The 26271-nt window shown below is 34.4% G+C and carries 29 protein-coding genes and 2 pseudogenes; 14 read left to right on the top strand and 17 right to left on the bottom strand.

Annotated features, from left to right (window positions below):
• The first annotated feature begins 9 nt into the window (after nt 1–9).
• Nucleotides 10–1407: a UDP-N-acetylmuramate--L-alanine ligase gene (gene murC, locus THEXY_RS00775; protein WP_013786964.1), complete on the top strand. Its 1398-nt coding sequence runs from the start codon at nt 10–12 to the stop codon at nt 1405–1407.
• A 23-nt stretch (nt 1408–1430) separates the two neighbouring features.
• On the opposite strand, the gene THEXY_RS00770 is transcribed toward murC, so the two are convergent.
• Both THEXY_RS00770 and THEXY_RS00765 read right to left on the bottom strand, forming a co-directional pair.
• Entirely contained in the window at nt 1431–2444 is a 1014-nt protein-coding gene (locus THEXY_RS00770) for a LacI family DNA-binding transcriptional regulator (protein WP_013786963.1), read from the bottom strand.
• Between the two features lie 80 nt (nt 2445–2524).
• The gene (locus tag THEXY_RS00765; protein ID WP_013786962.1) at nt 2525–3472 is read right to left on the bottom strand and encodes a CPBP family intramembrane glutamic endopeptidase; all 948 of its coding nucleotides are present in this window, start codon (nt 3470–3472) and stop codon (nt 2525–2527) included.
• Between the two features lie 120 nt (nt 3473–3592).
• On the opposite strand from THEXY_RS00765, the gene THEXY_RS00760 reads away from it, so the two are divergent.
• Complete coding sequence (locus tag THEXY_RS00760) at nt 3593–4003, top strand: Hsp20/alpha crystallin family protein (RefSeq protein ID WP_013786961.1); 411 nt, start codon at nt 3593–3595, stop codon at nt 4001–4003.
• Between the two features lie 35 nt (nt 4004–4038).
• Here the strand turns inward: THEXY_RS00760 and THEXY_RS00755 are convergent, their stop codons facing one another.
• From THEXY_RS00755 to THEXY_RS00745, 3 genes are read right to left on the bottom strand one after another with little or no spacing between them, the layout of a single operon-like run.
• Entirely contained in the window at nt 4039–4788 is a 750-nt protein-coding gene (locus tag THEXY_RS00755) for a hypothetical protein (RefSeq protein WP_013786960.1), read from the bottom strand.
• A gap of 13 nt (nt 4789–4801) precedes the next feature.
• Nucleotides 4802–5485 carry a polymer-forming cytoskeletal protein gene (locus THEXY_RS00750; protein ID WP_013786959.1) on the bottom strand — a complete coding sequence of 228 codons (684 nt, stop codon included), beginning with the start codon at nt 5483–5485 and terminating at the stop codon, nt 4802–4804.
• Complete coding sequence (locus THEXY_RS00745) at nt 5478–6125, bottom strand: YhbD family protein (RefSeq protein WP_013786958.1); 648 nt, start codon at nt 6123–6125, stop codon at nt 5478–5480. The genes THEXY_RS00750 and THEXY_RS00745 overlap by 8 nt, the downstream gene beginning before the upstream one ends.
• Nucleotides 6126–6269: 144 nt before the next feature.
• Here THEXY_RS00745 and THEXY_RS00740 point away from each other — a divergent pair, with 144 nt between their 5' ends.
• Nucleotides 6270–6569: a nucleotidyltransferase domain-containing protein gene (locus THEXY_RS00740; RefSeq protein ID WP_013786957.1), complete on the top strand. Its 300-nt coding sequence runs from the start codon at nt 6270–6272 to the stop codon at nt 6567–6569.
• Nucleotides 6556–6954, top strand: a complete 399-nt coding sequence (locus THEXY_RS00735) for a nucleotidyltransferase substrate binding protein (protein WP_013786956.1) — start codon at nt 6556–6558, stop codon at nt 6952–6954. The genes THEXY_RS00740 and THEXY_RS00735 overlap by 14 nt, the downstream gene beginning before the upstream one ends.
• Nucleotides 6955–7192: 238 nt before the next feature.
• Here THEXY_RS00735 and THEXY_RS00730 read toward each other — a convergent pair whose 3' ends face one another.
• Nucleotides 7193–8410: an IS110 family RNA-guided transposase gene (locus tag THEXY_RS00730; protein ID WP_013786951.1), complete on the bottom strand. Its 1218-nt coding sequence runs from the start codon at nt 8408–8410 to the stop codon at nt 7193–7195.
• A 470-nt stretch (nt 8411–8880) separates the two neighbouring features.
• Nucleotides 8881–10077, bottom strand: coding sequence for an IS701 family transposase (locus tag THEXY_RS00725; protein ID WP_013786955.1), 1197 nt, complete (start codon nt 10075–10077; stop codon nt 8881–8883).
• A gap of 861 nt (nt 10078–10938) precedes the next feature.
• Between THEXY_RS00725 and THEXY_RS00720 the strand changes: the two genes are divergently transcribed.
• Entirely contained in the window at nt 10939–12156 is a 1218-nt protein-coding gene (locus THEXY_RS00720) for a hypothetical protein (protein ID WP_013786954.1), read from the top strand.
• Here THEXY_RS00720 and tnpA read toward each other — a convergent pair.
• Nucleotides 12137–12577, bottom strand: coding sequence for an IS200/IS605 family transposase (gene tnpA, locus THEXY_RS00715; RefSeq protein WP_013786953.1), 441 nt, complete (start codon nt 12575–12577; stop codon nt 12137–12139). The two genes, THEXY_RS00720 and tnpA, sit on opposite strands and share 20 nt — an antisense overlap.
• Nucleotides 12578–12799: 222 nt before the next feature.
• On the opposite strand from tnpA, the gene THEXY_RS12490 reads away from it, so the two are divergent.
• A complete protein-coding gene (locus tag THEXY_RS12490; RefSeq protein WP_230197609.1) occupies nt 12800–13048 on the top strand; it encodes a hypothetical protein in 249 nt (82 codons plus the stop codon).
• 260 nt (nt 13049–13308) lie between these two features.
• Here the strand turns inward: THEXY_RS12490 and THEXY_RS00705 are convergent, their stop codons facing one another.
• The 3 genes from THEXY_RS00705 to THEXY_RS00695 all read right to left on the bottom strand — a co-directional run bounded on the left by THEXY_RS00705 (nt 13309) and on the right by THEXY_RS00695 (nt 15572).
• Nucleotides 13309–13848, bottom strand: a complete 540-nt coding sequence (locus THEXY_RS00705) for a hypothetical protein (RefSeq protein WP_013786952.1) — start codon at nt 13846–13848, stop codon at nt 13309–13311.
• Between the two features lie 121 nt (nt 13849–13969).
• On the bottom strand, nt 13970–15187 hold the full coding sequence (locus tag THEXY_RS00700; RefSeq protein ID WP_013786951.1) for an IS110 family RNA-guided transposase: 1218 nt from the start codon (nt 15185–15187) through the stop codon (nt 13970–13972).
• Nucleotides 15188–15380: 193 nt separating this feature from the next.
• Complete coding sequence (locus tag THEXY_RS00695; RefSeq protein ID WP_013786950.1) at nt 15381–15572, bottom strand: hypothetical protein; 192 nt, start codon at nt 15570–15572, stop codon at nt 15381–15383.
• Nucleotides 15573–15678: 106 nt separating this feature from the next.
• Here THEXY_RS00695 and THEXY_RS00690 point away from each other — a divergent pair, with 106 nt between their 5' ends.
• The 7 genes and pseudogenes from THEXY_RS00690 to THEXY_RS12975 all read left to right on the top strand — a co-directional run bounded on the left by THEXY_RS00690 (nt 15679) and on the right by THEXY_RS12975 (nt 17536).
• Nucleotides 15679–15978, top strand: coding sequence for a YmaF family protein (locus THEXY_RS00690; protein WP_013786949.1), 300 nt, complete (start codon nt 15679–15681; stop codon nt 15976–15978).
• Nucleotides 15979–16103: 125 nt separating this feature from the next.
• Nucleotides 16104–16250 (top strand): hypothetical protein, encoded by a 147-nt coding sequence (locus THEXY_RS12605; protein ID WP_230197608.1) that lies wholly within the window; start codon nt 16104–16106, stop codon nt 16248–16250.
• Nucleotides 16251–16278: 28 nt separating this feature from the next.
• Nucleotides 16279–16821, top strand: a complete 543-nt coding sequence (locus THEXY_RS00685; protein WP_230197607.1) for an iron-sulfur cluster-binding protein — start codon at nt 16279–16281, stop codon at nt 16819–16821.
• Nucleotides 16822–16907: 86 nt separating this feature from the next.
• Nucleotides 16908–17012: pseudogene (locus THEXY_RS12990) on the top strand (sulfite reductase subunit C); the annotation flags it as partial.
• A 27-nt stretch (nt 17013–17039) separates the two neighbouring features.
• Nucleotides 17040–17261, top strand: coding sequence for a hypothetical protein (locus THEXY_RS12985; protein ID WP_230197606.1), 222 nt, complete (start codon nt 17040–17042; stop codon nt 17259–17261).
• Nucleotides 17240–17287: pseudogene (locus tag THEXY_RS12980) on the top strand (hypothetical protein); the annotation flags it as partial. The gene THEXY_RS12985 and the pseudogene THEXY_RS12980, both read left to right, overlap by 22 nt.
• An 18-nt stretch (nt 17288–17305) precedes the next feature.
• Nucleotides 17306–17536 carry a 4Fe-4S binding protein gene (locus THEXY_RS12975; RefSeq protein WP_230197605.1) on the top strand — a complete coding sequence of 77 codons (231 nt, stop codon included), beginning with the start codon at nt 17306–17308 and terminating at the stop codon, nt 17534–17536.
• 17 nt (nt 17537–17553) lie between these two features.
• Here THEXY_RS12975 and THEXY_RS00675 read toward each other — a convergent pair whose 3' ends face one another.
• The 3 genes from THEXY_RS00675 to THEXY_RS00665 form a co-directional block, all read right to left on the bottom strand.
• Nucleotides 17554–18954: a B12-binding domain-containing radical SAM protein gene (locus tag THEXY_RS00675; protein WP_013786948.1), complete on the bottom strand. Its 1401-nt coding sequence runs from the start codon at nt 18952–18954 to the stop codon at nt 17554–17556.
• Between the two features lie 33 nt (nt 18955–18987).
• The gene (locus THEXY_RS00670) at nt 18988–19644 is read right to left on the bottom strand and encodes an HAD family hydrolase (RefSeq protein WP_013786947.1); all 657 of its coding nucleotides are present in this window, start codon (nt 19642–19644) and stop codon (nt 18988–18990) included.
• 491 nt (nt 19645–20135) lie between these two features.
• On the bottom strand, nt 20136–21647 hold the full coding sequence (locus THEXY_RS00665) for a hypothetical protein (RefSeq protein ID WP_013786946.1): 1512 nt from the start codon (nt 21645–21647) through the stop codon (nt 20136–20138).
• Nucleotides 21648–21891: 244 nt separating this feature from the next.
• On the opposite strand from THEXY_RS00665, the gene THEXY_RS00660 reads away from it, so the two are divergent.
• The gene (locus tag THEXY_RS00660) at nt 21892–23022 is read left to right on the top strand and encodes an NAD(P)H-dependent flavin oxidoreductase (protein ID WP_013786945.1); all 1131 of its coding nucleotides are present in this window, start codon (nt 21892–21894) and stop codon (nt 23020–23022) included.
• 37 nt (nt 23023–23059) lie between these two features.
• Here THEXY_RS00660 and THEXY_RS00655 read toward each other — a convergent pair whose 3' ends face one another.
• From THEXY_RS00655 to hypE, 3 genes are all read right to left on the bottom strand, one after another.
• Nucleotides 23060–24601, bottom strand: coding sequence for a DEAD/DEAH box helicase (locus tag THEXY_RS00655; RefSeq protein WP_013786944.1), 1542 nt, complete (start codon nt 24599–24601; stop codon nt 23060–23062).
• A 46-nt stretch (nt 24602–24647) separates the two neighbouring features.
• On the bottom strand, nt 24648–25133 hold the full coding sequence (locus tag THEXY_RS00650) for a GNAT family N-acetyltransferase (protein WP_013786943.1): 486 nt from the start codon (nt 25131–25133) through the stop codon (nt 24648–24650).
• 144 nt (nt 25134–25277) lie between these two features.
• Complete coding sequence (gene hypE, locus THEXY_RS00645) at nt 25278–26267, bottom strand: hydrogenase expression/formation protein HypE (protein WP_013786942.1); 990 nt, start codon at nt 26265–26267, stop codon at nt 25278–25280.
• Nucleotides 26268–26271: the final 4 nt, after the last annotated feature.

Genomic DNA, 26271 nt, shown 5'->3' with positions numbered 1-26271 from the left:
GCTATATTAATGATAATAGACATCGAAAATTTTAAAAGAGTTCATTTCATAGGAATTGGTGGCATAAGCATGAGCGGCCTTGCACATATAATGCTAAATTCTGGACACATTGTAACAGGGTCAGACATAAAGGATTCTCATATAATAAAAAAATTAAGAAATGAAGGTGCAATAATTAATATCCCCCATAGCGCTTCAAATGTAGATGGAGCAGACTTAGTCGTATACACAGCAGCCGTAAAAGAAGACAATCCTGAAATGATAAGAGCGAGAGAGCTTAACATACCTACAATAGATAGGGCAACGCTTTTAGGTGAAATAATGAAAAAATACACGTACGGCGTCGGAGTCGCTGGAAGCCATGGCAAAACCACGACAACTTCGCTTATATCCGTTTTGCTGGAAGAGATGAATTACGATCCAACGGTCTTAGTTGGCGGTGAAGTCGACATAATCGGCGGAAATGTAAGAGTAGGCAATTCAGAATACTTCATAACAGAAGCGTGTGAATACACAGACAGTTTTTTAAAGTTCTATCCGTACATTGCGGTCATTTTAAATGTTGATTCAGACCACCTTGATTACTTTAAAAACATCGACAACATAAAGCAGTCATTCACGCAGTTTGCAAACCTCGTCCCAAATGATGGATTTGTAGTGGCATGTGGCGATGATCCTAATACAATGAGCGTGCTTAAAAATGTAAACCGCAATATCATCACGTTTGGACTTGACAGCAACTGTACATGGAATGCTAAAAATATAAAATTTGATGAAAAAGGATTTCCTTCATTTGATGTGTACCACAATGGTACATTTGTAGAACGTTTTGAGCTGTCCATTGTAGGAAAGCACAACATATTAAACGCATTGGCAACACTGTCAGTGTGTCACCTTTTAGGTGTAGACATAAAAAAGACTCCAGATATCATAAAAAAGTTTAAAGGCACCCACAGAAGATTTGAATTTAAAGGTACAATAGATGGAGCAGTAATAATCGACGACTATGCCCACCACCCAACAGAAATCAAAGCTACGTTATCTTCCGCATTAAATTACCCTCACAATAGAATAATATGCGTATTTCAGCCTCACACATATACGAGGACTTATTCGCTTTTGAATGACTTCGCTGCCTCTTTTGATGATGCCGATATTACGATAATAACAGATATATATGCTGCGAGGGAAAAGGATACAGGAATCGTACGGGCAGAAGATCTGGCCAACCTTATAAAAGATAGAGGAAACGAAGTATACTACATAAAGGAATTCTCTGACATAGTAGACTATCTCAAAGGCACTATAAAAAATGGCGATCTTGTAATAACAATTGGCGCAGGCGATGTTTACGAAATAGGAAACATGCTTTTAAACTTCAACAAAAAAGCGGCAATAGGCGCATAAAAATAAATAGGCATTTAGCCTATTTATCTTTTTATGCATGACTTTCTTTCGATCAATTTTACTGGTACAATTATGTGATCTGCAACAAAGTCTTTATTTTTAATGTTTTTAAGCAACAGCTCTGCAGATTTCACACCTAAATCAAAAGTAGAAATGTCTATCGTTGTAAGAGGCGGATTTGCATAAGCAGAAAGAGGAATATTGTTAAACCCGATAAGTGATACGTCTTGTGGCACCTTCAATCCATAATCTATAGCTGCCCTTATGACGCCAAATGACATTATATCGTCTGTCACAACAACTGCAGTAGGCTTCTTTTGCTTCAAAATCCTCATCATGGCATTGTAACCGCCATCTTCTGAAAATTCATCTTGAGCAACCAATTCTTTGTCAAACGGAATATTATTCTCCTCTAATGCTAATTTATATCCATCAAGTCTGTCTAAACTTACTACGAATTCCAGCGAACCACTTATAAATGCTATCTCTCTGTGACCATGTTTTATAAGGTAATTGGTAGCAAGCCTTGATGCTCCAATATTGTCGTTATCTACCCAGCATACACCCTTAGAATCTAAAGGCTTTCCTATTACAGTAAAAGGAAACTTCTCTTCCCTAAGCCAAGGTATTAGCTCATCTGTAGTCCTTGAACAAAGAAGCACGATGCCATCAACTCTTCTTCCTTTTACCATATCTATGACAGCCTGTTTTTCTTCCTCTTCATTGCCTGATGTCGATATAAGCAAATCGTACTTTTCGTTATGGGCGACGACGCTTATGCCTCTCATGACTTCAGGAAAGAAAGGATTGGAAAACGCATCTTCTGCAGAACGTGGCATTATAAGACCTATAGTATAAGTCATCTTGCTGGCTAAACTTCTCGCAATAGCATTGGGGTAATATCCCAACTCTTCCATCGCTTTAAAAACTCTTTCCTTCGTCTCTTTGCTTATCCTTGGATTATCCGCAATAACCCTTGACACAGTCGAAGGTGCAACATGTGCTCTTTGTGCAACATCTTTTATTGTTACATTCATTTTAACACCACCTTAGTGAAACCGATTGCAGTTACCTATATTTTATATCAATTTAGAATTGTTGTCAACTCGCAAAAGCCTCAATAGATGAACTTGACAATTCTTCCGTAATACTGAGATCCCGATATTCCCAATAGTTCCAAACCTATCATGGCTAAAAAGATAAATAAAGACAAAAAAAGAGGCCATTGAAGCAATATCTTAAGATCATCTTTTAAAGTTGTAGTGCTGTGAATAATGTATGGATCTGTAGTTTTCACGAGTTTTTCAAGAAGCATGTAAAGAATCGTACCTGCCGCTATAGCGATGAATCCATACACCACTACAGATAAAAATGGAATATTCATTTTTACCATGGTTCCAGGCTTAAGCCCTGCCGCACTTGAAACTTTATTTGACGCATATTGCAATATCAGTACCATAGTATTGTTTGTAAAATGTCCTAACATTGAAGCGTAAATTGAATCAGTCCTTTGAACGAGAAAACCCAATAAGCACCCTAAAAAGACTACACTTAAAAAATTCTGCACATTAAGATGCAATGCTGCAAACATTATACCTGATATGACGACAGCCTTTATAGAGCCTCTCATCTCATAACTTCTCAAAATAAGCCCTCTCGTAAGTATCTCCTCACATAAAGCTGCAGTACCTGAAATTATCAATATCTGTTTTATCAATCCTCCAACATCGCTGGCAGCATTTATAGGCGGTATAGGTATTTTCCCAAATTTACTTAGTATGTAATTTGTCAAGATGCTAAAAAAACTGGATACAAACATACCGCATATCATTATAGCTATTATTAAAAACACATGATTTAAGTTAAGTTTATTTAACCTTAATACGTATCTTATGTCGTACTTTTTATAAATCAAAAAAAGAACCACAGGCAGCAAAACAATACCAAACTCTGTTATGATAAGCCCCACGTACAATGATTTCCTTTGAACGTATGAGCCTACAAAAACAAACAGAACTAATATTAACAAGTAGATCTTATTAGCATCTTTTTCAGACGGCCTCATACCAAAACTCCTTTTCATCGTGTCTACAATAGATTTTACCATACATATACTAAAAATGTAAGAATAAAAAAACCTATTTTTCGCAAAATATTTTTGTAAAAATTTTTGGAGGTGTCATTTATGAGCTTGATAAAATGGCGCGGCAACGACATGTGGCCGGATTTTAATTTTGATTTTAACTTACCTGCTCTTTCAAATATATTTGCACGTCCCAGAATAGATATTATGGAATCTGAAACTGAAATTACAGCAACAGCCGAATTGCCCGGCGTTGACAAAAAAGATATAGAAATAAGCGTCCACGATGATGTACTTGAGATAAAAGGACAGACATCAAAAGAAACCGAAAGAAAAAACCAAAGCTATTATTTAAATGAAAGGTATTATGGTTCATTTGAAAGAAGAATAGGACTTCCCGCTGAAGTAGACTCAGAAAGGACGACTGCAAAATTTGAAAACGGCATATTGACCATCGTAATGCCAAAATTGCATCCAGATAAGCCAAAGGGCAGGAAAATAGATATACAGTAAAAAAATAAAGCCAGACGCAGGACACCTGTGTTTGGCTATAATATTATCTTCTTGCTTTCTCTTATAAAAGAATCATTGTGTTGATTAAAGTTATCCACATATTCTACAAGCTCTATATTGCACCCTCTACCAATTGTGACATTTTTACCTCTCACAGCTTTCGCCGTCGTATACTCCAGGTATATTTCATCACCTTCAATGACATCTGTTGTAAGGTTGCCTTTGCACACATCATAAATCATCGATTTGATAAGCTTAAGCCTCTTAAATATTGATTCAGAACCCCTTTTTATCATAATTTTCTCTCCGCCAATTTCTTTGACAAAATTATTGCCATAGATATAGATGTCTATGTCATCAGCGTTCAATAGTCCATTTAATTTCAGGACAATGCTATTTGATTTAAAAACATCAGAATTGCAATTTCCTTCTACTGTAAAATAACCATTTGCATCTATTTTTTCAGATGAAATATTTCCATTAATAGTCATGTTGCCGTGCGTTATTAAATTTTTAATAGATGTATTATCATCTACTGTCATGTTACCTGCAACTTTAAATATACCAGCAGATAAACTGCCTTTTATAGCTATACTTCCTGCAACTACCCCGGAAGCAGTTTTTAAGTCTCCATTTATTGTACAATCCCCGGTAGTTTTGATGTATGCACAGTCAACAGAGCTATTAAAAATCCCATTTCCTACTACCGAAACATGATTAAATAAGCCGCCTGCAGAAGTATTATCGCCAACAATCTTTATATCTTGCCTTTTCTCAAAATCCATGATAAGCACTCCTTTACATCTTTTTAAATTCCTTAACATTCGCATTATCATCTTTTTCAAATTTATCCTTGTATTCTACAATGTCGATATTTGAACCCGGGCCAATTTTGACGTTTTTACCTCTTACAATTTTTGCATTGGTGTACTCTATATAAATATCATCGCCTTCAACAGTGTCCACAATCAATCTTTGTGATGTAGAAAATGTCTCCAAGATTTTTCCAAAGAAATTTATATTGTTTGTATTGTCTTTGTAAACATTGATACTTTGACCACCAATTTCTCTCACTTTACATTTTGCAAAGAGGCTTATATCTATATTTTCCGCATTTAAAAGTCCGTTTATGGTAAAACCACCTCGTGAAATAAATATCTCTGAATTTAAGTCATCATTTACCTTAAGCACACCATATATCTTGACTTTTTCAGCATTTACACCATCAGCCACATTTAATGAGCCTTCGACAGTTAATTCTTGGCACTTAATATCTCCATTTACATTATTGACCCCACTTACAAGGATGCTATCTGCTTTTATGTTGCCATCTACTTTCGAAACACCACTGCATTTAAAATCTGTGCATTCTACATCGCCTTTTATTCCCATAACACCGCTGATTATGACGTTTCGATACTTACCACCAGCAGAGTCTCCTACGCCACTGCCAATTAAATCATTTAAGTTTTCACTACTCATTAAGCTCGCCCCCATTTACTAAATTTATTTTTAATTCTTCAATAATTCCCGCAACATTCAGCCTTTTAATGATTTTCGCACCTGACTCGAAATAAACTTCAGACCCACTTGATACCAAAAAACATGTAGATACTCCAAACTTTCTCACAAATAATAGATCACAATTCTTCCCATTGAATTTATTGTAATTTTCTTTCAAAGTTTCTAAAATAATTTTTCCTTCTTCAAGATTTATATCTCCTGCAATTATCATTTCATCAACAATGTAAATATATAGAATGGAGTTAAATGAAAACTCTTTTTCTTCTCCAAACGTCTTTATATACAGCTCCAAAGATATTAACGAAACAATGTTGCGTTTTTTTATCTCATCTAAGCTTAATACAATCTCTGCTGGATTAGGCGAAAGCATATTTGCAAGATCGTCCAATGATAAATCATCTTTCATGCTTAGAATTTTATTTACTCTTTCAAGAATCTTAGCTTTAGGGAAAAATGTCTCTTGTCCTGTAAATGTAGACTTTCTTATAAACCATTCCTCCGGAATAAGATTTTTTCTTTTCCACCTGTAAAGCTGCCCGTAGGAAATACCAGTAATCTCAAGCAACTCCTTTTTCGATATTAAATCATTGTTATCCACTAACACTCACCTCCACATAAATAGTGTAACATAACACTGTTACGTTGTAAATAGATTCGATAAAATTTTTAAACAAAACACCGATTGTAGTGTATTTTATATTATTGTATAATCAATCTAAAGAACGATACTTGGAGGCATATTATGAAATTAACTTTAGATGATAGAATAATAGATTCAATTAAATTTATAGGTGAAAAATATAATAATATTGATAAAATTGTAATATATGGTTCAAGAGCAAGAGGAGATAATAGAAAGACCAGTGATGTAGATATTGCTGTATACTGCAAAGATAATTCACATAAAGGTGCAATTTATTGCGATTTAGATGATATAAATACTCTGTTAAAACTTGATATAGTTTTTATAGATGATAATACTGACAAAAAGTTATTAGATAATATTAACCGGGATGGTGTTATTATATATGAAAAACAATAATAAACTTGAAAATTTTATAAAGGCATTAGATAGATTAAAAGAAGGCTTGTTACAATATGATGAGGAAGACGAACTTCAAAGGGATGGGATAATTCAAAGGTATGAATTTACTTTTGAACTTGCTTGGAAAACTTTAAAAGAAGTTTTTGAAGATGAAGGCTTAGTTGGATTAAATTCACCAAAAACCGTATTAAGAGAAGCATATTCATCAGGATTAATTGATGATGAAAAAATATGGCTTGATATGCTTGTAGACAGAAATGCTACATCGCACATATATAGTCAAAGTAATGCAATAGAAATATGTAAAAGAATAAATGAAATATATATCGACAAATTAGAAGAGCTAAAAGATAAAATACTTGAGAGGTTAAATCAAATATAGATATTTTGGATTCTACTCATTTGACAACAAAAACCTCAATCCGGTTTTAGAGAAATTTCGAAATTCAGCACATTTTCTTTAATAGGGGCCGAATTTCAGAACTGACATCCAGATGGTGTATCTATGTACAAATATGATTTACTATGAAAACTTATTATATAAGTAGCTAAAAAAGCGCAGACTTCCCCTACAGCTTTAAAAATAGACTTTTAAAGGGAATTAATGGTAATATTTATATTTATTGTGTGGCAATTTCAGGTTCCCATCCTAATGCATATAGTTTTTTTAGGTAGGAATTAATCTTTCGCTCCTTGTTAAACTGATTATAATAATCTTCTCCAAGCTCTTTATACGGTTTATTTTCTTTAAGCATATGGTAAATGGCAATCAACATTGAGTGAGCTACTGCTACAATTGCACGGTTCTTTCCGCGTCTTACAACTAAACGTTGATATTGTGCATAAAAGAATGTTCCTTCTTTTTTTACTGCAGATTTTGCACATTGAATTAGGGTGGTTTTTAATGTCTTATTCCCCTTCGTCGTTTTGCTGTTTCGTCGTTTGCCTGCACTTTCATTGTTGCCTGGGGAAAGCCCTGCCCAACTTGATATATGCGCATCACTCGGAAAGCGCTTCATTTCTAATCCAATTTCCGCTAGAATCGTTTCTGCACTTTGTATTCCTATGCCTGGAACTTCATCAATCTGTTTAATTGCTTTTTGATATTTGTCCAAGTAATTCGAAATTAGTTTATCCATATCTTCTATACGTCTACCCATATCATCTATATGGTCAATGATATTTTTAATTAATTGTTTCTGAAGGGGAGTAAGTACACCATCCACTGCTTTCATAATTTCAGGAATTTTTTTATGCATTGAACCGTGAAGCAATTCTTGAAGTTGTTCTTCATCTAATTTCTTGCCTTCTAAAAGAGCATTTAATATTCTCCTGGAGCTTTTGCCATTGATATCGGAAGTAAAGCTAGATAATTTGATATTAGCTCCTTCTAACATTTTTTGCAGTCGATTCAATTCACGTGCTCGTTCCTCAATTAGGCTTTTGCGATAGCGAGATGCTTCACGCAATTCTCTTTGCTCTCTATCAGGAACATAGCTAGCCTTGAGCAAACCATGCTGGAGAAGATCTGCAATCCATTCTGCGTCTTTTACATCTGTTTTCCGTCCAGGAACAGCTTTCATGTCTCTTGCATTTACTACTATAGCATCTAATCCGGAAAGCTCGAATATGTTGTATAATGGTTTCCAATAAGAAGCAGTGCTTTCCATAGCTATCATTTCACACTTTTCATTAAGTAGCCATGCAGTGAGTTCTCTTAATTCTGCTGTTGTTGTTCCGTACTCACGGATTTCCTGATCATTGCCACGTTTAAAGCAAGCAACTATCATTTTTTTGTGTACATCAATCCCACAACAACGCTCGTATAATCTATCCATAACCTTTCACCTCATAAAGGAAGATTTTACGGCGTGGCTCCCTTATATTTCCTTATTTTACTATGCGTCCTTTTGAACATTTTGTTCTGGACAGATGGTGGTACAAAAAGGAAGCCCGATCAGTTTATTTTACGGGTTTGAAAATCCCAAATAAAACTCGGTATCTGTGCCGTATAATCTAATTATATCACGATTACTGCTGTCTAACGTGATAGTTTTCGTTTATCGTGATGCTGTCAAAGCATGATGTTTATTTTCGATATATTCATGTATATTTTTGACTGGAAAGGCTATAATTATCATTGTGATACCTTTCTTGGGGTGGTAATTAATTTTACCGCCCCATTATTTTTTTCTATAATTGTAGGCAAGATTAACCAATCTTATACATGAATATGAAAATTAATTAACTTTACTATAGATGAGAAAAATTGATAACAAAATATTACCATCAAATAGATGCACTACACCTATGCTAACTGTAGTTCTGCTAAAATTTTATCAATAGATACATTATTATTAGCTCGCTCATACAGCCATTGAACACGCTGCTTTTGTACTTCTTTGCGTACTATTTTTATTCCTTGCCCAAATTTGCAATATTCGTCACCTGAAGTCGTACAATACAGGTATGTCAATGATATAAGCCATAATAATCTATCTATTGATTTTGTTGAGCGTACTTGATATGTATTTAGTCCAAGATTATTCTTTGTCTGCCTAAAGAATATTTCTATAGGCCATCTTTGACTGTAGTAATTTAGAATAGTCTCGGTATCTAATTCAGTATCAGTACAGATAAATGCATGTAGAGCATTCTGATTTTTAAAAGCTTTCTCAGGCCAACACAATACTACTACAGCATTATCTATTCCATTTAAGGCTCCTTCATAGCGATATACCCAGTAATTAGAACCGTTTACTGTAACGAGGCAAACTTCGTTCTTTTCGATATATTGGGCAAAATCTTTTATCTGAATTCTGATACCTTGTGGATAGATAATTCTGTTAGTTTTTAGTGCTCCTATGAGATGGTATCCTCTTTCGAAATGTGCTTCTATTACTTTTTTGTTTATGTACCATGAATCACATAGTCCATATGCTGGTCCTTTAGGTATTGGAAGCATAGATACCATTTCGCATATTCTTTCGATTTTGCTTTTGCCACCTTTTTCATAGCGCTCAATACAGTAAGGTAATACCACATTGCCGCAAGATAGCATCATGGTAAGAAGTTGATGTCCCCAAACTTGCTTCCCTTTTAAATGTGATTGATGGAATCCTGTTGCCTGGATAGTATGTTTAGCCTGTGACGAAGGCTTTGTCTTTTCAGCAATAGTATCATCAAAAATCACAAATATCGGCTTGTTGCTAGTTTGGGATAATTCAAATATAATGCGAATAACTTCTCGCCTTATTGCTCTCCATGCATACTCTATATTCCAAACACCTTGGCTTAAGAATTTGCCAAATGTAGTTCTATGGCAATTAGCAAGGCTTAAATTAACTATATCTGTAACAGTACCACTATAACCTTTTTGAGTGGCAGCAATTATAAATTCTACAATATGACGAATAACAGGTTTAGTAAAATATAATGCAAAATTTAATTTCATTAAGTACTGGATTATTGATGAATTTTCTGTTATTCTTTTATTATGAGACATTTGCTCCACTCCTATGATTAATATTGTTATAGGGTAACAACATATTAATACCATAGAAGCGAGCATTTGTCTCTATTTTTTATTAAATTTTTTCATGTAAGTTTATTATGGTAATTTATGTTAGTGAATTTTCTCATCTATAGTTCATTATATATATCTATGACTAATAATATATTTTGCACTTATGACAATTAAAATTGATAAAGACAAAATTATTAATACTATTAACGAGATTAATTTATCTTTATTTATTTTAATCACCCCATTATAACCCCAAACCCACCTTTTGAGAAGTTCCGAAATTCGGCACATTTTTATGAAATAGATACCGTTTTTCGGCACATCACCCTATAATATATTGCCACGCGTGTCTATAATGCCTATGTTTATGGCTGTCATTATTATTTTATCTACATCACTAATTTTTTCCCTTCATAAATATAAAACAACTTACACTGGATTCCGTTACAGTTTTTTAAAAAAATTTTTTTATCAATTTCAGTATATAAGATTTCATTTAAATATTGTCAATTTAAGAACGAAAATAACATTTTAAGGAACGAAAAAGCATTTTTAGCTCGTAATTTCCCCCCAACTATAATGAATATTCTCGGCAACTTCTGTTGCCTGATATATCTGAATTTCAGGAGACATATTTTAAATTTATCCCCCAAAATTTCATTCTGAAATCATTTTTCGATTTCCAATTCATTTACATCTTTATTTACATTGTAAGATTTTTTCTTTATATTTTCCTTTATTTAACATATATGGTTACATTCTATCTTGACTTTTTTAAATCGCCCCAATAATCGAAATGGATGGTGTTTTTACCATACTACTTGTTATTGAGGTGATTTTATGTTGGGCGCATGGCGTTCGCATTCTGATTATCAGTCTTTCCTTGTCGAAAATATTCAACCCATTTATGCTTCAGATAAAAATCGTGTCATTCAATTTTCTGAAGCTTTATCTAAACTCTATAATTTAGATCTTGATGTTCTTAAACTTGTACTGGAACCTTATTATTCTAATACTGGTTCTCCAGCCAAAAACCAGCCTGAAGTTTTTCGGTCTTTTGTACTTATGTCTCTTCTTAAATGTCACAGTATTACTAAATGGGTTTACACGCTTCATCATGATGACCTTTTGTGTTACATGATTGGCGTGTCTCCTGATAATATTCCTGGTGTTGGTACTCATTATGACTTGATTAACAGGTTATGGCTTGAGGATCCTGATATTGAAAAAGACCGACAGGATTCTCTCCATCCTTTTAAACGCAAACCACGTAAAAAACTTGCTAAAAATCAGAAGCTTCCACCACGCCACCCTGGTATTATACAGAAATTTGTTGATTTGGCTTTACAGGGTAAAATTTTTGAGTCAAGACCTGAGAAGCTTCTTCAACAAATTTTTGCCGATGTTGCTGTTAGGCCTTCCGCCAATGATGGCATCCTCGGTGATATTGAAAAACTTACTATCTCCGGTGACGGTACTTGCATTAAAACCGGCGGAAGTCCTTTCGGTATTAGAACTTGTGATTGTGCTAATAAGGGTATATTTAATTGTGACTGCCATCGCAAGTTCTCTGACCCCGATGCTCGCTATGGTTGGGATAGTTATCATGAGACATGGTTTTATGGTTATTCTGGTTATTTTTTAGTGACATACAACGAAGAGCTTAAATCTGATATTCCGATTTATCTTCGCTTGGTTGAGGCTCCTCGTTATGATGGTGTTACTGCTATTATTGCTTTGTCTGAAGCAAGGGCTTTGTATCCTGATTTCGTTTTTGATAAATTTATTGGTGATTGTGCTCATGATAATTACCCTACTTATCATCTTCTTAATAAGTGGAATATTAAACCTGTAATTCCGCTTAATAAGAAGAATAAAAACAACAGCAAGTACCAAGGTACTATTAAAATCAATGAAAATGGTATTCCTGTCTGTATGGCAGGATTATCTATGGTTTACAATGGTTTTATGAAAGACCGTAACAGAACTCAACCACCACCTGCTAAAGCAGGTGGGTTGGATATGCCGCTTAAGCAGCTTAAAACTCGCCTAAAGTAAAATTATCATTCTTTTGATTTTCTTCTATGTCTTGATTTTGTATATACTCTATTATCACTTCATCTGTTACATTGCCACTACTTGCTGCAAAATATCCTCGTGCCCATAAATGTTGTCCCCAAAATTGTTTGTTAAGCTCCTTATTCTCCATTAGCAGCTTTCTCGAACTATATCCTTTTATATATTGCACTAGCTTACTTACTGACAAATGTGGTGGTGCCGACACTAGTATATGTATATGATCTTTTGATACATGTCCTGATAATATTTCTACTTCATTATTTTTGCATACCATTCTTATTAGTTCTCTTGTCCTTTCAGCTATTTTCCCAACCAATACCGGTTTTCTATATTTTGTTATCCATACTATATGATATTTTAGATCATATGTAGCATGTGACGACTTTCTATAATTTTGCATATTTATCACCTCTAGTTTATTTTTTACTAGAAGTGATTATTTATTTTTATTCGTTGACCTAAAGGTTTCAGCTTAAGCTGAGGGATTTAACCCCATTATACAGACATTAAATGGCGCTGTCCTTTTGCGACTGGTAAAGTTGATTCATGTAATTGTAAAGATAAGTGCTCCTCTTCTGATTATGGTAGAACCGTTTATACGAAGCCTTCATCTGATCCTCGCTTGTTTACCGTCATTCCACGTGGTTCTGATGAATGGAAATGCGAGATGAAAAAGCGAACTTCTTCTGAGCGTGTTAACAAAAGGCTTCTTAATGACTATGAGTTGGAGCTATCTAAAACCAGAGGCAAAAAGCGTTGGTCTTTCTGGATTATGATACATTCTATTAATATCCATCTTGATGCTAGATTGAAAAAATCTAAGTTTGATTTTATTTCTATGCTTGATGGATTATTAGGTAGAGCAGCATAAATATTGAGATTCCATATACTGTTAATTTTTAAACCTATTTTATTAGGCTTTATTTCTTATACTCTTTTTTTAAATTGATTTTCATTATTTTACATTTTCTTTCCTCTTTTCAGTATTTTATCGCAAAGGCTTTGTTATTTTCTGTATCTAATTTTTAATTTATGCCATAGTATGACGTTGGAAATTAGTTTCCGAAATCACTCATAATACAAAGAAATAAGGACAGATTATTTTCTGTCCTTATTAAGAAAATTTTATCTTTATGGTCCTTGTCCAGGTAGATAATCACCTTTTCTTGAAGTTATTTTCCAAACTCCATCTTCTTTAGCTAAATTGTAGTAAAATCTCATCGTTCCTCCCGGAGTAAATGTAACTAATTTTTTGGGAGCATTCTTTATATCTTCTTGTAATTTTGCTTTCATTTCCGGCTTCATTTCTTCTTTTTTATCACTTGTTTTGTATTTGCTCATATCAATGCCTTCCGGAACTAATCCTAATGTTGTTGACTGTTTTGTTACATCAGCTATTACAGTTGCTGTATCACCACTTACATCAACACTGATAAAATTTATTTTTTTAACAAAATGATTTTTATCTCTATAATCTTTACTTTCTATTTCAGCTTTAACAGCCATTTGTAAAACCTGAATTCTGTCAGCCAGAATTCCAGACTTTGCACTATAATACTTTTCTGCTTCTGAAACAACTCTTTTATACATGGCATCTGCAACGTCACTTGGGACATCTATATCTGGTGAAGTTGTATACGCTTCTGGCAAAATATATACAGACGCTTCCATGTTTTCTGCATCACTAATTAATTACTATGAAAACTTATTATATAAGTAGCTAAAAAAGCGCAGACTTCCCCTACAGCTTTAAAAATAGACTTTTAAAGGGAATTAATGGTAATATTTATATTTATTGTGTGGCAATTTCAGGTTCCCATCCTAATGCATATAGTTTTTTTAGGTAGGAATTAATCTTTCGCTCCTTGTTAAACTGATTATAATAATCTTCTCCAAGCTCTTTATACGGTTTATTTTCTTTAAGCATATGGTAAATGGCAATCAACATTGAGTGAGCTACTGCTACAATTGCACGGTTCTTTCCGCGTCTTACAACTAAACGTTGATATTGTGCATAAAAGAATGTTCCTTCTTTTTTTACTGCAGATTTTGCACATTGAATTAGGGTGGTTTTTAATGTCTTATTCCCCTTCGTCGTTTTGCTGTTTCGTCGTTTGCCTGCACTTTCATTGTTGCCTGGGGAAAGCCCTGCCCAACTTGATATATGCGCATCACTCGGAAAGCGCTTCATTTCTAATCCAATTTCCGCTAGAATCGTTTCTGCACTTTGTATTCCTATGCCTGGAACTTCATCAATCTGTTTAATTGCTTTTTGATATTTGTCCAAGTAATTCGAAATTAGTTTATCCATATCTTCTATACGTCTACCCATATCATCTATATGGTCAATGATATTTTTAATTAATTGTTTCTGAAGGGGAGTAAGTACACCATCCACTGCTTTCATAATTTCAGGAATTTTTTTATGCATTGAACCGTGAAGCAATTCTTGAAGTTGTTCTTCATCTAATTTCTTGCCTTCTAAAAGAGCATTTAATATTCTCCTGGAGCTTTTGCCATTGATATCGGAAGTAAAGCTAGATAATTTGATATTAGCTCCTTCTAACATTTTTTGCAGTCGATTCAATTCACGTGCTCGTTCCTCAATTAGGCTTTTGCGATAGCGAGATGCTTCACGCAATTCTCTTTGCTCTCTATCAGGAACATAGCTAGCCTTGAGCAAACCATGCTGGAGAAGATCTGCAATCCATTCTGCGTCTTTTACATCTGTTTTCCGTCCAGGAACAGCTTTCATGTCTCTTGCATTTACTACTATAGCATCTAATCCGGAAAGCTCGAATATGTTGTATAATGGTTTCCAATAAGAAGCAGTGCTTTCCATAGCTATCATTTCACACTTTTCATTAAGTAGCCATGCAGTGAGTTCTCTTAATTCTGCTGTTGTTGTTCCGTACTCACGGATTTCCTGATCATTACCACGTTTAAAGCAAGCAACTATCATTTTTTTGTGTACATCAATCCCACAACAACGCTCGTATAATCTATCCATAACCTTTCACCTCATAAAGGAAGATTTTACGGCGTGGCTCCCTTATATTTCCTTATTTTACTATGCGTCCTTTTGAACATTTTGTTCTGGACAGATGGTGGTACAAAAAGGAAGCCCGATCAGTTTATTTTACGGGTTTGAAAATCCCAAATAAAACTCGGTCTCTGTGCCGTATAATCTAATTATATCACGATTACTGCTGTCTAACGTGATAGTTTTCGTTTATCGTGATGCTGTCAAAGCATGATGTTTGTTTTATTTTAATTATCTCATCATTTTTATTTTTATCCTGTAAGCCTGTCAATGACATGATTGCAATTACAGCAATCAATAATACTGCCAAGCTTATAAAAATGCTTTCTTTAGTTACCAACTTTTTATTCATCAATTTACACCTCCCTTAATTTGGTCTTATTACTTTATATATTATCACTATATCAACATCAAACATATAATGTAAAATACAATAATATATTTTGGAGGTATATATTATGTCAGATGGAGATAAACACTACCATGATTATTTTGGCACTACAAGTACAGTGTTAGAGCACAACCACGATTACAAAGGATGTACCAGCTATGCCATACCATATGGCACAAGTCATATACACTATTATTCTGGGTATACGTCTATAGCCAAAAATCACAAACACTATATAAATGGATACACAGGACCTGCCATAAGGACTAAAGACGGCCACGTCCACAAGATGGATGGTAGAACATCTTACGATAAAGACCACTATCATAATTACAGCAATTGCACTTCAAAGCAAATATACAATTAATGTACTCCCTCTTTTGAGGGAGTACATTAATTGTGAGATATATCACATAAAAATTTTCGATTTTATGATAAAATTTTGTTAAATAAATAACCATTAGCCATGAAAACAGCAATACGAGTGATATGATGGGTACTGAATTAGATGTAAAAAGTTTTGATGATGCCCTGAAAATATTAAGCAAAAATTACAAAATATTCGCTCCTATAAGGTTAAAAGGAAAAGGTGCATTTTCTGATACTGATCTTGTGACATACGGAGATATCTTCATATAAAGACATAGAATTAAAACCTGGAGATTTCTTGTTTATAAGAGGGCCATATGGCTACGGATTTCCTGTAGAATCCTTTAAAAATAAAAATGTAGTGATCGATGCTGGCGGTACAGGTCTCGCACCAGTCAAAAGCATAATAAATAGGTATTGCAAAAATCCTAAAGAAATAAAAAAACTCAATATTTTGGTAGGTTTTAAGTCTCCAAAAGACATACTTTTTGAAGATGAAATAAAAAAATGGAAGGAAAAATTTGATGTTTTATTGACCGTTGATAATGGCGATGAAACGTGGACAGGAAATATTGATTTAATCACAAAATTTATACCAGATTTAAATATCGAAAGCCCCGACGATACGATCGTAATTGTCGTAGGTCCACCTATGATGATGAAATTTACATGCCTTGAATTTTTAAAGCGAGGTATACCAGAGGTAAATATATGTGTATCATTCGAAAGAAAAATGTCATGTGGCATAGGAAAATGTCGCCATTGCAAGATAAATGAAACATACGTTTGTCTTGAAGGTCCTGTATTCAACTATACAAAATCTAAACAACTTCTCGATTAAAGGGGTGAAATCATGATTCTCGATATCGATACAAAACTTTTAAAGAAAAATGCATATAGAGTGACAAAGCAAAGAGGCATAACGGTCTGAGAATAAGAGTTCCCGGTGGAGATCTAAATATAAAGTATCTCGACATAATAAAAGAAGTAGCTGAAAAGTACGGCAATGGAACTGTTCACATTACTACACGCCAAGGCTTTGAAATACCAGGAATATCTATGGAAAAAATCGATAAGATAAATGAACTTATATCTCCTATTATAAAAGGACTTAAAGATGAAGGCGCCCAAATAGAAGGTGAAGAAGGAGGATACCCTGCCGCAGGCACAAGAAACGTGTCGGCTTGCATCGGTAATCGGGTATGCCCATTTGCCAACTACGATACAACAGCACTTGCATTAAAGATAGAAAAGCTAATATACCTAATGACTATCACGTAAAAATCGCAGTCACTGGTTGCCCCAATGACTGCATAAAAGCTCACATGCAAGACATGGGCATCATAGGTCAAGTTGAACCAGTTTACGATCCATTAAGATGTATCGGGTGTCAAGCATGTGTAAAGAATTGCAAAAGAAGAGTAACTGATGCCCTTACTTTCGAAAACTTCAAAGAAGAAGTCCTAAAAGACGTCAAACTGCCTAAAAAAGCTAAATTAGCAAATACCATAGATCACACAGGTTATAGATATGAAAGAAATACAATATATGATTAAGATAAGCCTCTTTCGGCTTATCTTTTTATCCATTTAGTATTGATATCGCTCCCTTTAAACCTTGATTTTAAATTGCCAACTAAATTGAACACACTATGTGATAAATTGTAAATAAATCCAATAGTCTTGTCATCGAATTCATAATTGTAGTTTAAAGAATTTCCCTTATACAAGCCTTTTTCTTTCATATCTCTTTCAACTTCTGTACCTGCTAAAGGCAAAAGTCTACTTACAGGATAATAGTCAAGCCTTTCCTTTCCTATCAATTTTACAGCATTGTTTATAAAAGAGATGTTTTCGCTAAGCTCTTTAAAATTTATATGCGGATCGAACATGATAAATCCCATCGATATATAAAGATCTAAATCATTTAAAATCTTTAAAGCATTTATATTGTCCTCAACCCTTACATCTTTTTTAAAACGGTCAAGTACTGTTTGCGATCCTGATTCGACGCCTAAAAATACCCTTTTAAGCCCTGCCTTTTTTAGAATAGAAAAAAGCTCCTTGTCTACATCGTTTACTCTGCACTGTATGCTAAAATTGATATTCATGCCACTTCGTATGATCTCCTCAGCCAATCTATATGCCCTTTCATAACTTTTACCTTTACCGCCTACAAACTCAGCATCGTTGAAAAATAAATTTCTTACATTGTATTTTTCATATAGTATTTTTATCTCATCAATGACATTCTCTACGCTTCTTTGCCTATATTTTTGACCAAACTGAGAAAAAAATGGTCCAACACTGCAAAAGCTGCATCTTCCATAGCATCCTCTTGATGTTAGTATAGAGGCAAAACCTGACTTTAAGATTACTATTGGAAGCGTATCTCTTTCAGGATACGGCATACTATCAAGGTCATCTATGAGAGGTCTTTTGTCATTTGCCTTTAAAGTATCGCCGTCTTTATAAACTATGCCTTCTAAGTCTTTCCATTCTTCATCATTTAGTATCTTTTTTGCAAGTTCTGTAAAGGTAAGCTCTCCTTCGCCTAAAACAACTGTGTCAATCTGAGGGCACTCCATCAATATCTCATCGTATGAAAAAGTGGGGTATATGCCACCTACAGATAAATGCCCCTTATAGCCCGTTTCCTTTATTTTTTTTATGAACCTTAAAGCTTCAATTGCACCATCCTGAAATGGTATGCTTACACCTATCAATTTTGGCTTGTTTTGCTTTATATCGTAGACAACATCGTCTGGAAATAAATCATAAAGTGGCATATCCACTATCTTTACACTGATGCGCTCTTTTCTTAAAAAAGCTGCTATATATGCAAGTCCTAAATGTTCGTATTTATCTTTCATACTTGACGATGGAGGATTTATAAGAAAAACATCGTACTGCTCCATTATATCAATTCCTTTCAAAGTTCCAACAATACACAACAAATATATATTTCTACACAAATCTTAAAAATCCTCCAAGCATATGTAACAATTTTATATATTTTGCAATTTTTCGTAATCCAATTCAGAAAATGAACGTATCTCCATGTCCGCCATACTTATGTCTTGATTACCTGAATTAGGATTTATAAATCCCACTACTTTCATGCCAGCACTTTTTGCAGCCAAAACTCCTTTATTTGAGTCCTCTATTACTATGCACCTTTCAGGTGCAACATTAAGTTTTTCTGCCGCATAAAGAAAAATATCAGGATATGGCTTACTTCTCTTTACAAAATCACCTGATACAAGCTCGTCAAAATAGTTTTCAAGCTTGAGTCTTTTTACAACAATTTCAATTACATCAATAGGTGATGATGAAGCAACTGCAAGTCTCATGTTTCTTTTATGCAATTCTTTTACAAGCTCGTCTACACCTACTATAGGCTTTACTGCATCATCGTGTTTTGATATATAATCAAAATACCTTTTTCTGTCCATCTCAACGAGTTCCTCTACTGTAAACGGTACGTTGCACTTATTCTTTACGTATTCCCACATATAGTGAGACGTTGTCCCCACAAACGAAATATGCTCCTCAAAAGATATATTGGCTCCTATTTCCTTGAAAATATCTTCTTCCAATTGTATGTGCAGCGTTTCACTGTCGATTAATACGCCATCCATATCAAAAATAACTGCCTCAAACACATTCAGCACTCCTTCTCCCTTTATTTGCTACACATATAGTATATAAATTATTTAATCTCTTGTGAAGCCCTCATATAATTCGAATTAAACCTTAGAATTCGCGTAAATTGTATATTTTTACTGAAATCGCATATGAAAGAGCATAAATGAGAAATGCCATTGTAATCAGTTCACTTGTTACAACTGTATTTGATTGATTCTTAAAAAACATGATTAAAGGATTTAATATTTTAAAAATTTTTTTCTTGACTCTCCATCAAAATAATGTTAGAGTAACTTTATAAAATCGAGTGATTTCGGAAACTAATTTCCAGCGTCATACTATGGCATAAATTAAAAATTAGATACAGAAAATAACAAAGCCTTTGCGATAAAATACTGAAAAGAGGAAAGAAAATGTAAAATAATGAAAATCAATTTAAAAAAAGAGTATAAGAAATAAAGCCTAATAAAATAGGTTTAAAAATTAACAGTATATGGAAACTCAATATTTATGCTACTCTACCTAATAATCCATCAAGCATAGAAATAAAATCAAACTTAGATTTTTTCAATCTAGCATCAAGATGGATATTAATAGAGTGTATCATAATCCAGAAAGACCAACGCTTTTTGCCTCTGGTTTTAGATAGCTCCAACTCATAGTCATTAAGAAGCCTTTTGTTAACACGCTCAGAAGAAGTTCGCTTTTTCATCTCGCCTTTCCATTCATCAGAACCACGTGGAATGACGGTAAACAAGCGAGGATAAGATGAAGGCTTCGTATAAACGGTTCTACCATAATCAGAAGAGGAGCACTTATCTTTACAATTACATGAATCAACTTTACCAGTCGCAAAAGGACAGCGCCATTTAATTCTGTTACGGTCTTTCATAAAACCATTGTAAACCATAGATAATCCTGCCATACAGACAGGAATACCATTTTCATTGATTTTAATAGTACCTTGGTACTTGCTGTTGTTTTTATTCTTCTTATTAAGCGGAATTACAGGTTTAATATTCCACTTATTAAGAAGATGATAAGTAGGGTAATTATCATGAGCACAATCACCAATAAATTTATCAAAAACGAAATCAGGATACAAAGCCCTTGCTTCAGACAAAGCAATAATAGCAGTAACACCATCATAACGAGGAGCCTCAACCAAGCGAAGATAAATCGGAATATCAGATTTAAGCTCTTCGTTGTATGTCACTAAAAAATAACCAGAATAACCATAAAACCATGTCTCATGATAACTATCCCAACCATAGCGAGCATCGGGGTCAGAGAACTTGCGATGGCAGTCACAATTAAATATACCCTTATTAGCACAATCACAAGTTCTAATACCGAAAGGACTTCCGCCGGTTTTAATGCAAGTACCGTCACCGGAGATAGTAAGTTTTTCAATATCACCGAGGATGCCATCATTGGCGGAAGGCCTAACAGCAACATCGGCAAAAATTTGTTGAAGAAGCTTCTCAGGTCTTGACTCAAAAATTTTACCCTGTAAAGCCAAATCAACAAATTTCTGTATAATACCAGGGTGGCGTGGTGGAAGCTTCTGATTTTTAGCAAGTTTTTTACGTGGTTTGCGTTTAAAAGGATGGAGAGAATCCTGTCGGTCTTTTTCAATATCAGGATCCTCAAGCCATAACCTGTTAATCAAGTCATAATGAGTACCAACACCAGGAATATTATCAGGAGACACGCCAATCATGTAACACAAAAGGTCATCATGATGAAGCGTGTAAACCCATTTAGTAATACTGTGACATTTAAGAAGAGACATAAGTACAAAAGACCGAAAAACTTCAGGCTGGTTTTTGGCTGGAGAACCAGTATTAGAATAATAAGGTTCCAGTACAAGTTTAAGAACATCAAGATCTAAATTATAGAGTTTAGATAAAGCTTCAGAAAATTGAATGACACGATTTTTATCTGAAGCATAAATGGGTTGAATATTTTCGACAAGGAAAGACTGATAATCAGAATGCGAACGCCATGCGCCCAACATAAAATCACCTCAATAACAAGTAGTATGGTAAAAACACCATCCATTTCGATTATTGGGGCGATTTAAAAAAGTCAAGATAGAATGTAACCATATATGTTAAATAAAGGAAAATATAAAGAAAAAATCTTACAATGTAAATAAAGATGTAAATGAATTGGAAATCGAAAAATGATTTCAGAATGAAATTTTGGGGGATAAATTTAAAATATGTCTCCTGAAATTCAGATATATCAGGCAACAGAAGTTGCCGAGAATATTCAAATCATATGAGGAGGAATTTACGATAGATATCAATATTAAAAGTTTAAAAATTGGCGATTTAGTAGCAAAATTGCCAATAATTCAAGGTGGCATGGGCGTAGGAGTGTCACTAAGCAATCTCGCTTCTGCCGTCGCCAATGAAGGTGGCATCGGTGTAATATCTGCAGCAGGTATCGGCATGCTGGAAAAAGATTTTGCTACAAATTACATTGAAGCAAATATAAGGGCACTTAGAAAGGAAATTAAAAAAGCCAGAGAGAAAACTAAAGGTATAATTGGCGTTAATATAATGGTGGCACTGTCAAATTTTGCTGACATGGTTAAAGCATCAATAGATGAAGGCATTGATATAATCTTTTCCGGCGCAGGACTCCCATTAAATCTCCCTAAATTTTTGAATAAAACATCTAAGACTAAATTAGTACCTATTGTTTCATCTGAAAGGGCATTCAATCTTATAGCAAAAAGATGGCTGCAAAAATACGATTATTTGCCAGATGCTGTTGTTGTTGAAGGTCCAATGGCTGGTGGTCATTTAGGATATTCAAGTGAGCAAATATCAAGTCCTGACTATTCTCTTGATAAAATACTAAAAAACGTATTAGAAGAAACAAGACAATATGAGAAAATCTCAGGAAGGCAAATACCTGTTATTGCCGCTGGTGGAATATATACAGGTGAAGACATATACAAATATCTAAAAATGGGTGCTGCTGGTGTACAAATGGCCACGCGTTTTGTCACAACCGATGAATGCGATGCGTCAGATGAATTTAAAAAGTCATATCTCAACTGCAAAAAAGAAGATATAGCTATAATAGAGAGTCCTGTCGGTATGCCAGGTAGAGCAATCATTAATAAGTTCCTTAATGATGTAAAATCAGGTGAAAGAAAACCATATAAATGTTTGTATCACTGCATTAAGACGTGTGACTATAAAAAAAGCCCTTACTGTATATCACAAGCACTCATAAACGCTCAAAAGGGGCTAATGGAAAATGGATTTGCATTTGCTGGAGCCAATGCCTATAGAGCGGATAAGATAATACCCGTCAAAGAATTAATTAGTACTCTCATGGATGAGTATAATAAATCACTTTATTTAAGCATATAACTAATTTAAAAGACTGCCATATTGGCAGTCTTTTAAATTAGTTTCTGGGCTTTGAAATCTCTACGTTTATTCTTTTACCATCGATTATCTTACCAGATAATTGGTCAATTATATTCTTTGCAACGCTTTTAGCCACATTTACAAACGAAAATTTTTCAAATATGTCTATATCCTGTATATCATTTTTTGAGATGCGGCAATCTGAAAAAAGCTTAATTGCCGTCCTCTTATTGAATTTGTCTTTTCTTCCTAAATTGATAAACAGCCTTAAATAATCCCGTTCAATATCATTTCTATATACATCTTCCCCATAATACATATCCATCAAAGCTGCCGCAACATCTACAAGATTGTATTCTTCGTCAAGCTCCATTGCCAATGGCACAAACCGTTTATAATCATTTTTCTCCAATGTCTTTTTGATTTCAGCTATCATTTTATTGTACTTGACTTCCAATATGTCATCTACAGTTGGCAGTTCTTTTCGCTTTATTTTGCATCGTGTAGCTTTTTCTATCCTCTTCAATGCTGGATATTCCCTTGATGTTACTAATGTATAAGCAACACCGCTTCTATTTGCTCTTCCCGTCCTGCCAATCCTGTGAACGTACGATTCTACATCTTGTGGCAGATTGTAATTTATGACATGTGTCACATTCTCAATATCTATGCCTCTTGCTGCTACATCAGTCGCTACCAAGAAATCCAAAATACCTTCTTTGAATTTCCTAAGCGTATTTATCCTTTGATTTTGGCTCATATCGCCGTGCATTCCCTCAACATTGTATCCTCTTGACTGCATATTTTCTGTAAGCTCATCAACTTCTTTTTTTGTCTTGCAGAAAATTATCGTGCTTGACGGCTCCTCAACATCTAATATTCTGCAAAGAGATTCAAACCTTTCTTGGTTTTTTACCTCGTAATAAAAATGCTGGACTGTTGAAACAGTCATAGTCTTTTTTACGATAGAAATAAATTTCGCATCGCTTTTCATGTATTTCTTTGCAAGATTTTTTATTTCATCTGGCATCGTAGCAGAAAACATCATTGTCTGTCTTTCTTTATTTGTATGGTTTATAATTTCTTTAATATCGTCTATAAACCCCATATCCATCATTTCATCTGCTTCATCTATGACAAGGTACCTTACACTCTTTAAGTCAAGCACATTCCTCTTTATAAGGTCCAAAACTCTCCCAGGCGTACCTACAACGATGTCTACACCTCTTTTTATTGCTTTAATCTGCCTATCTATTTGCACGCCACCATAGACAGGAAGCAATCTCACTTTAGAATACTTCCCAATGCGGGCCAATTCATCATTTACTTGTATTGCGAGCTCCCTAGTAGGAGTCAAAACAAGGCAAAACACTTTCCCATCATTTGAACTAAAATTGTTTATGATAGGTGCACCGTACGCCAGCGTCTTGCCGGTACCTGTCTCTGCCTGTCCTATTACATCTAAACCTTCTAACAAAACAGGTATTACTTCCGACTGTATTTTGGATGGCTCCTCGAATCCCATATCGTCGATAGCTTTTAAAATTTTTTCATTTAAATGTAGTTCCTTAAAATCCATTAATCTTTTGTCTCCTTAATATTTTTTATTTACCTGGTATTATTTTTTACAAAATCAACTGCAATATGTGAATATCCAGGTATCTATTAAACTTGTAACCTAATTCCTTTAATGTGCCAACAATTTTAAAGCCGTACTTTTCGTGTAAATGAATGCTTACATCGTTACCTTCAGATATTCTGGCTACTATAGTGTGAAATTCATTTTCCTTTGCGTGCTCTATAATCTTCTTGATTAATTTATCCCCAATGCCACGTCCCTTGTACGACTTATCAATGTAAATCGAGTCTTCCGCTACAGCCCTATATCCGCATTTTTCAGACCAAATGGATAAAGATGCCCAACCTACAACAATGTCGTCTTCTATTGCCACAAAAACAGCATATCTGTCATTGTGTGCCTCAAACCACTTTTTATGATACTCTAATGGCCTTGGTTCAGTATCAATTGTTGCCGTAGTGTTTAATACAGCTTGATTGTATATATCATTTATTCTTTTAATATCATCTATATTAGCTTTTCGAATGATCATAAAGACCGTTCCTTTCAATTAAATTGGCTTTAAAAGAATTCGATATAAATACTTTATCACATAATATTGAAATTGCATATATATAATCAAAATAATTTTTAAAAATTCTTATTAAGAAAGCAGGGCAATGCCCTGCTTTTATTTTCAGCATATTCTCGGGAGAAGCTCGCCAATTGGTCTATCAATGATTCTATTTGTGCCATAGACTGTTTCTATCGTTACAAGACCAGAATCATCGATTTCACCTATAATAGCCGCATCTTTGCCGTATTTATCACCTTTCATTATTTCCAATGCCTTATAAGCAAAATCTTTATCAACTACACATATAAGCTTTCCTTCATTTGCAAGATGTAAAAAGTCAATACCTAACATACTGCAAGCCGATTTCACACTTTCTTTCACAGGCAGCTTATCTTCATGTATTTTAATTCCCACATTACTCATGCTGGCAATCTCGTACAGAACTTCTGCGACACCACCCCTTGTAGGATCTCTTAAGATTTTCACAGCATCTTTAAGAGTCATAAGCTTCTGTACCATCTTATTTAAAGGCGACACATCAGAAAAAAGAGGAGGATCAAAGTCAAGCCCTTCTCTGGCACCCATTACCGCCATTCCATGATCTCCAATTGTCCCAGAGACTATCACCACATCTCCAGGTTCCCCGTTTTTAATAGACACATAAGCTCCATCAGGCAAAATGCCTATTCCTGCAGTGTTTATGAAGATGCCATCTGCGCTATTTTTCTCTACAACTTTTGTATCACCTGTCACAATTTGTACACCAGCTTCATTAGCAGCATCTACCATAGAGTCGACTATCTTTTTAATGTCATCAACCGGAAATCCCTCTTCAATTATAAATGATGCACTCAAGAAAAGCGGCTTTGCACCACGCATGGAGATGTCATTTACAGTACCGCATATTGCCAACCTTCCAATGTCACCACCTGGAAAGAAAACAGGTTTTACTACAAAGCTGTCTGTTGTAAAAACAGTCTTACCCGGCAGCAATGCTGCATCTTCCATCTGATTTAGATATTCGTTATTGAACTTTTCTATGAATATTTCGCTTATGAAGCTTTGCATCATCGAACCGCCGCCACCGTGTGACATAAGTACCTTGTCCATATAC

The sequence above is a fragment of the Thermoanaerobacterium xylanolyticum LX-11 genome (genome assembly GCF_000189775.2).
Taxonomy (GTDB): Bacteria; Bacillota; Thermoanaerobacteria; order Thermoanaerobacterales; family Thermoanaerobacteraceae; genus Thermoanaerobacterium; species Thermoanaerobacterium thermosulfurigenes.
This window is presented reverse-complemented; position numbering and strand designations above follow the sequence as displayed.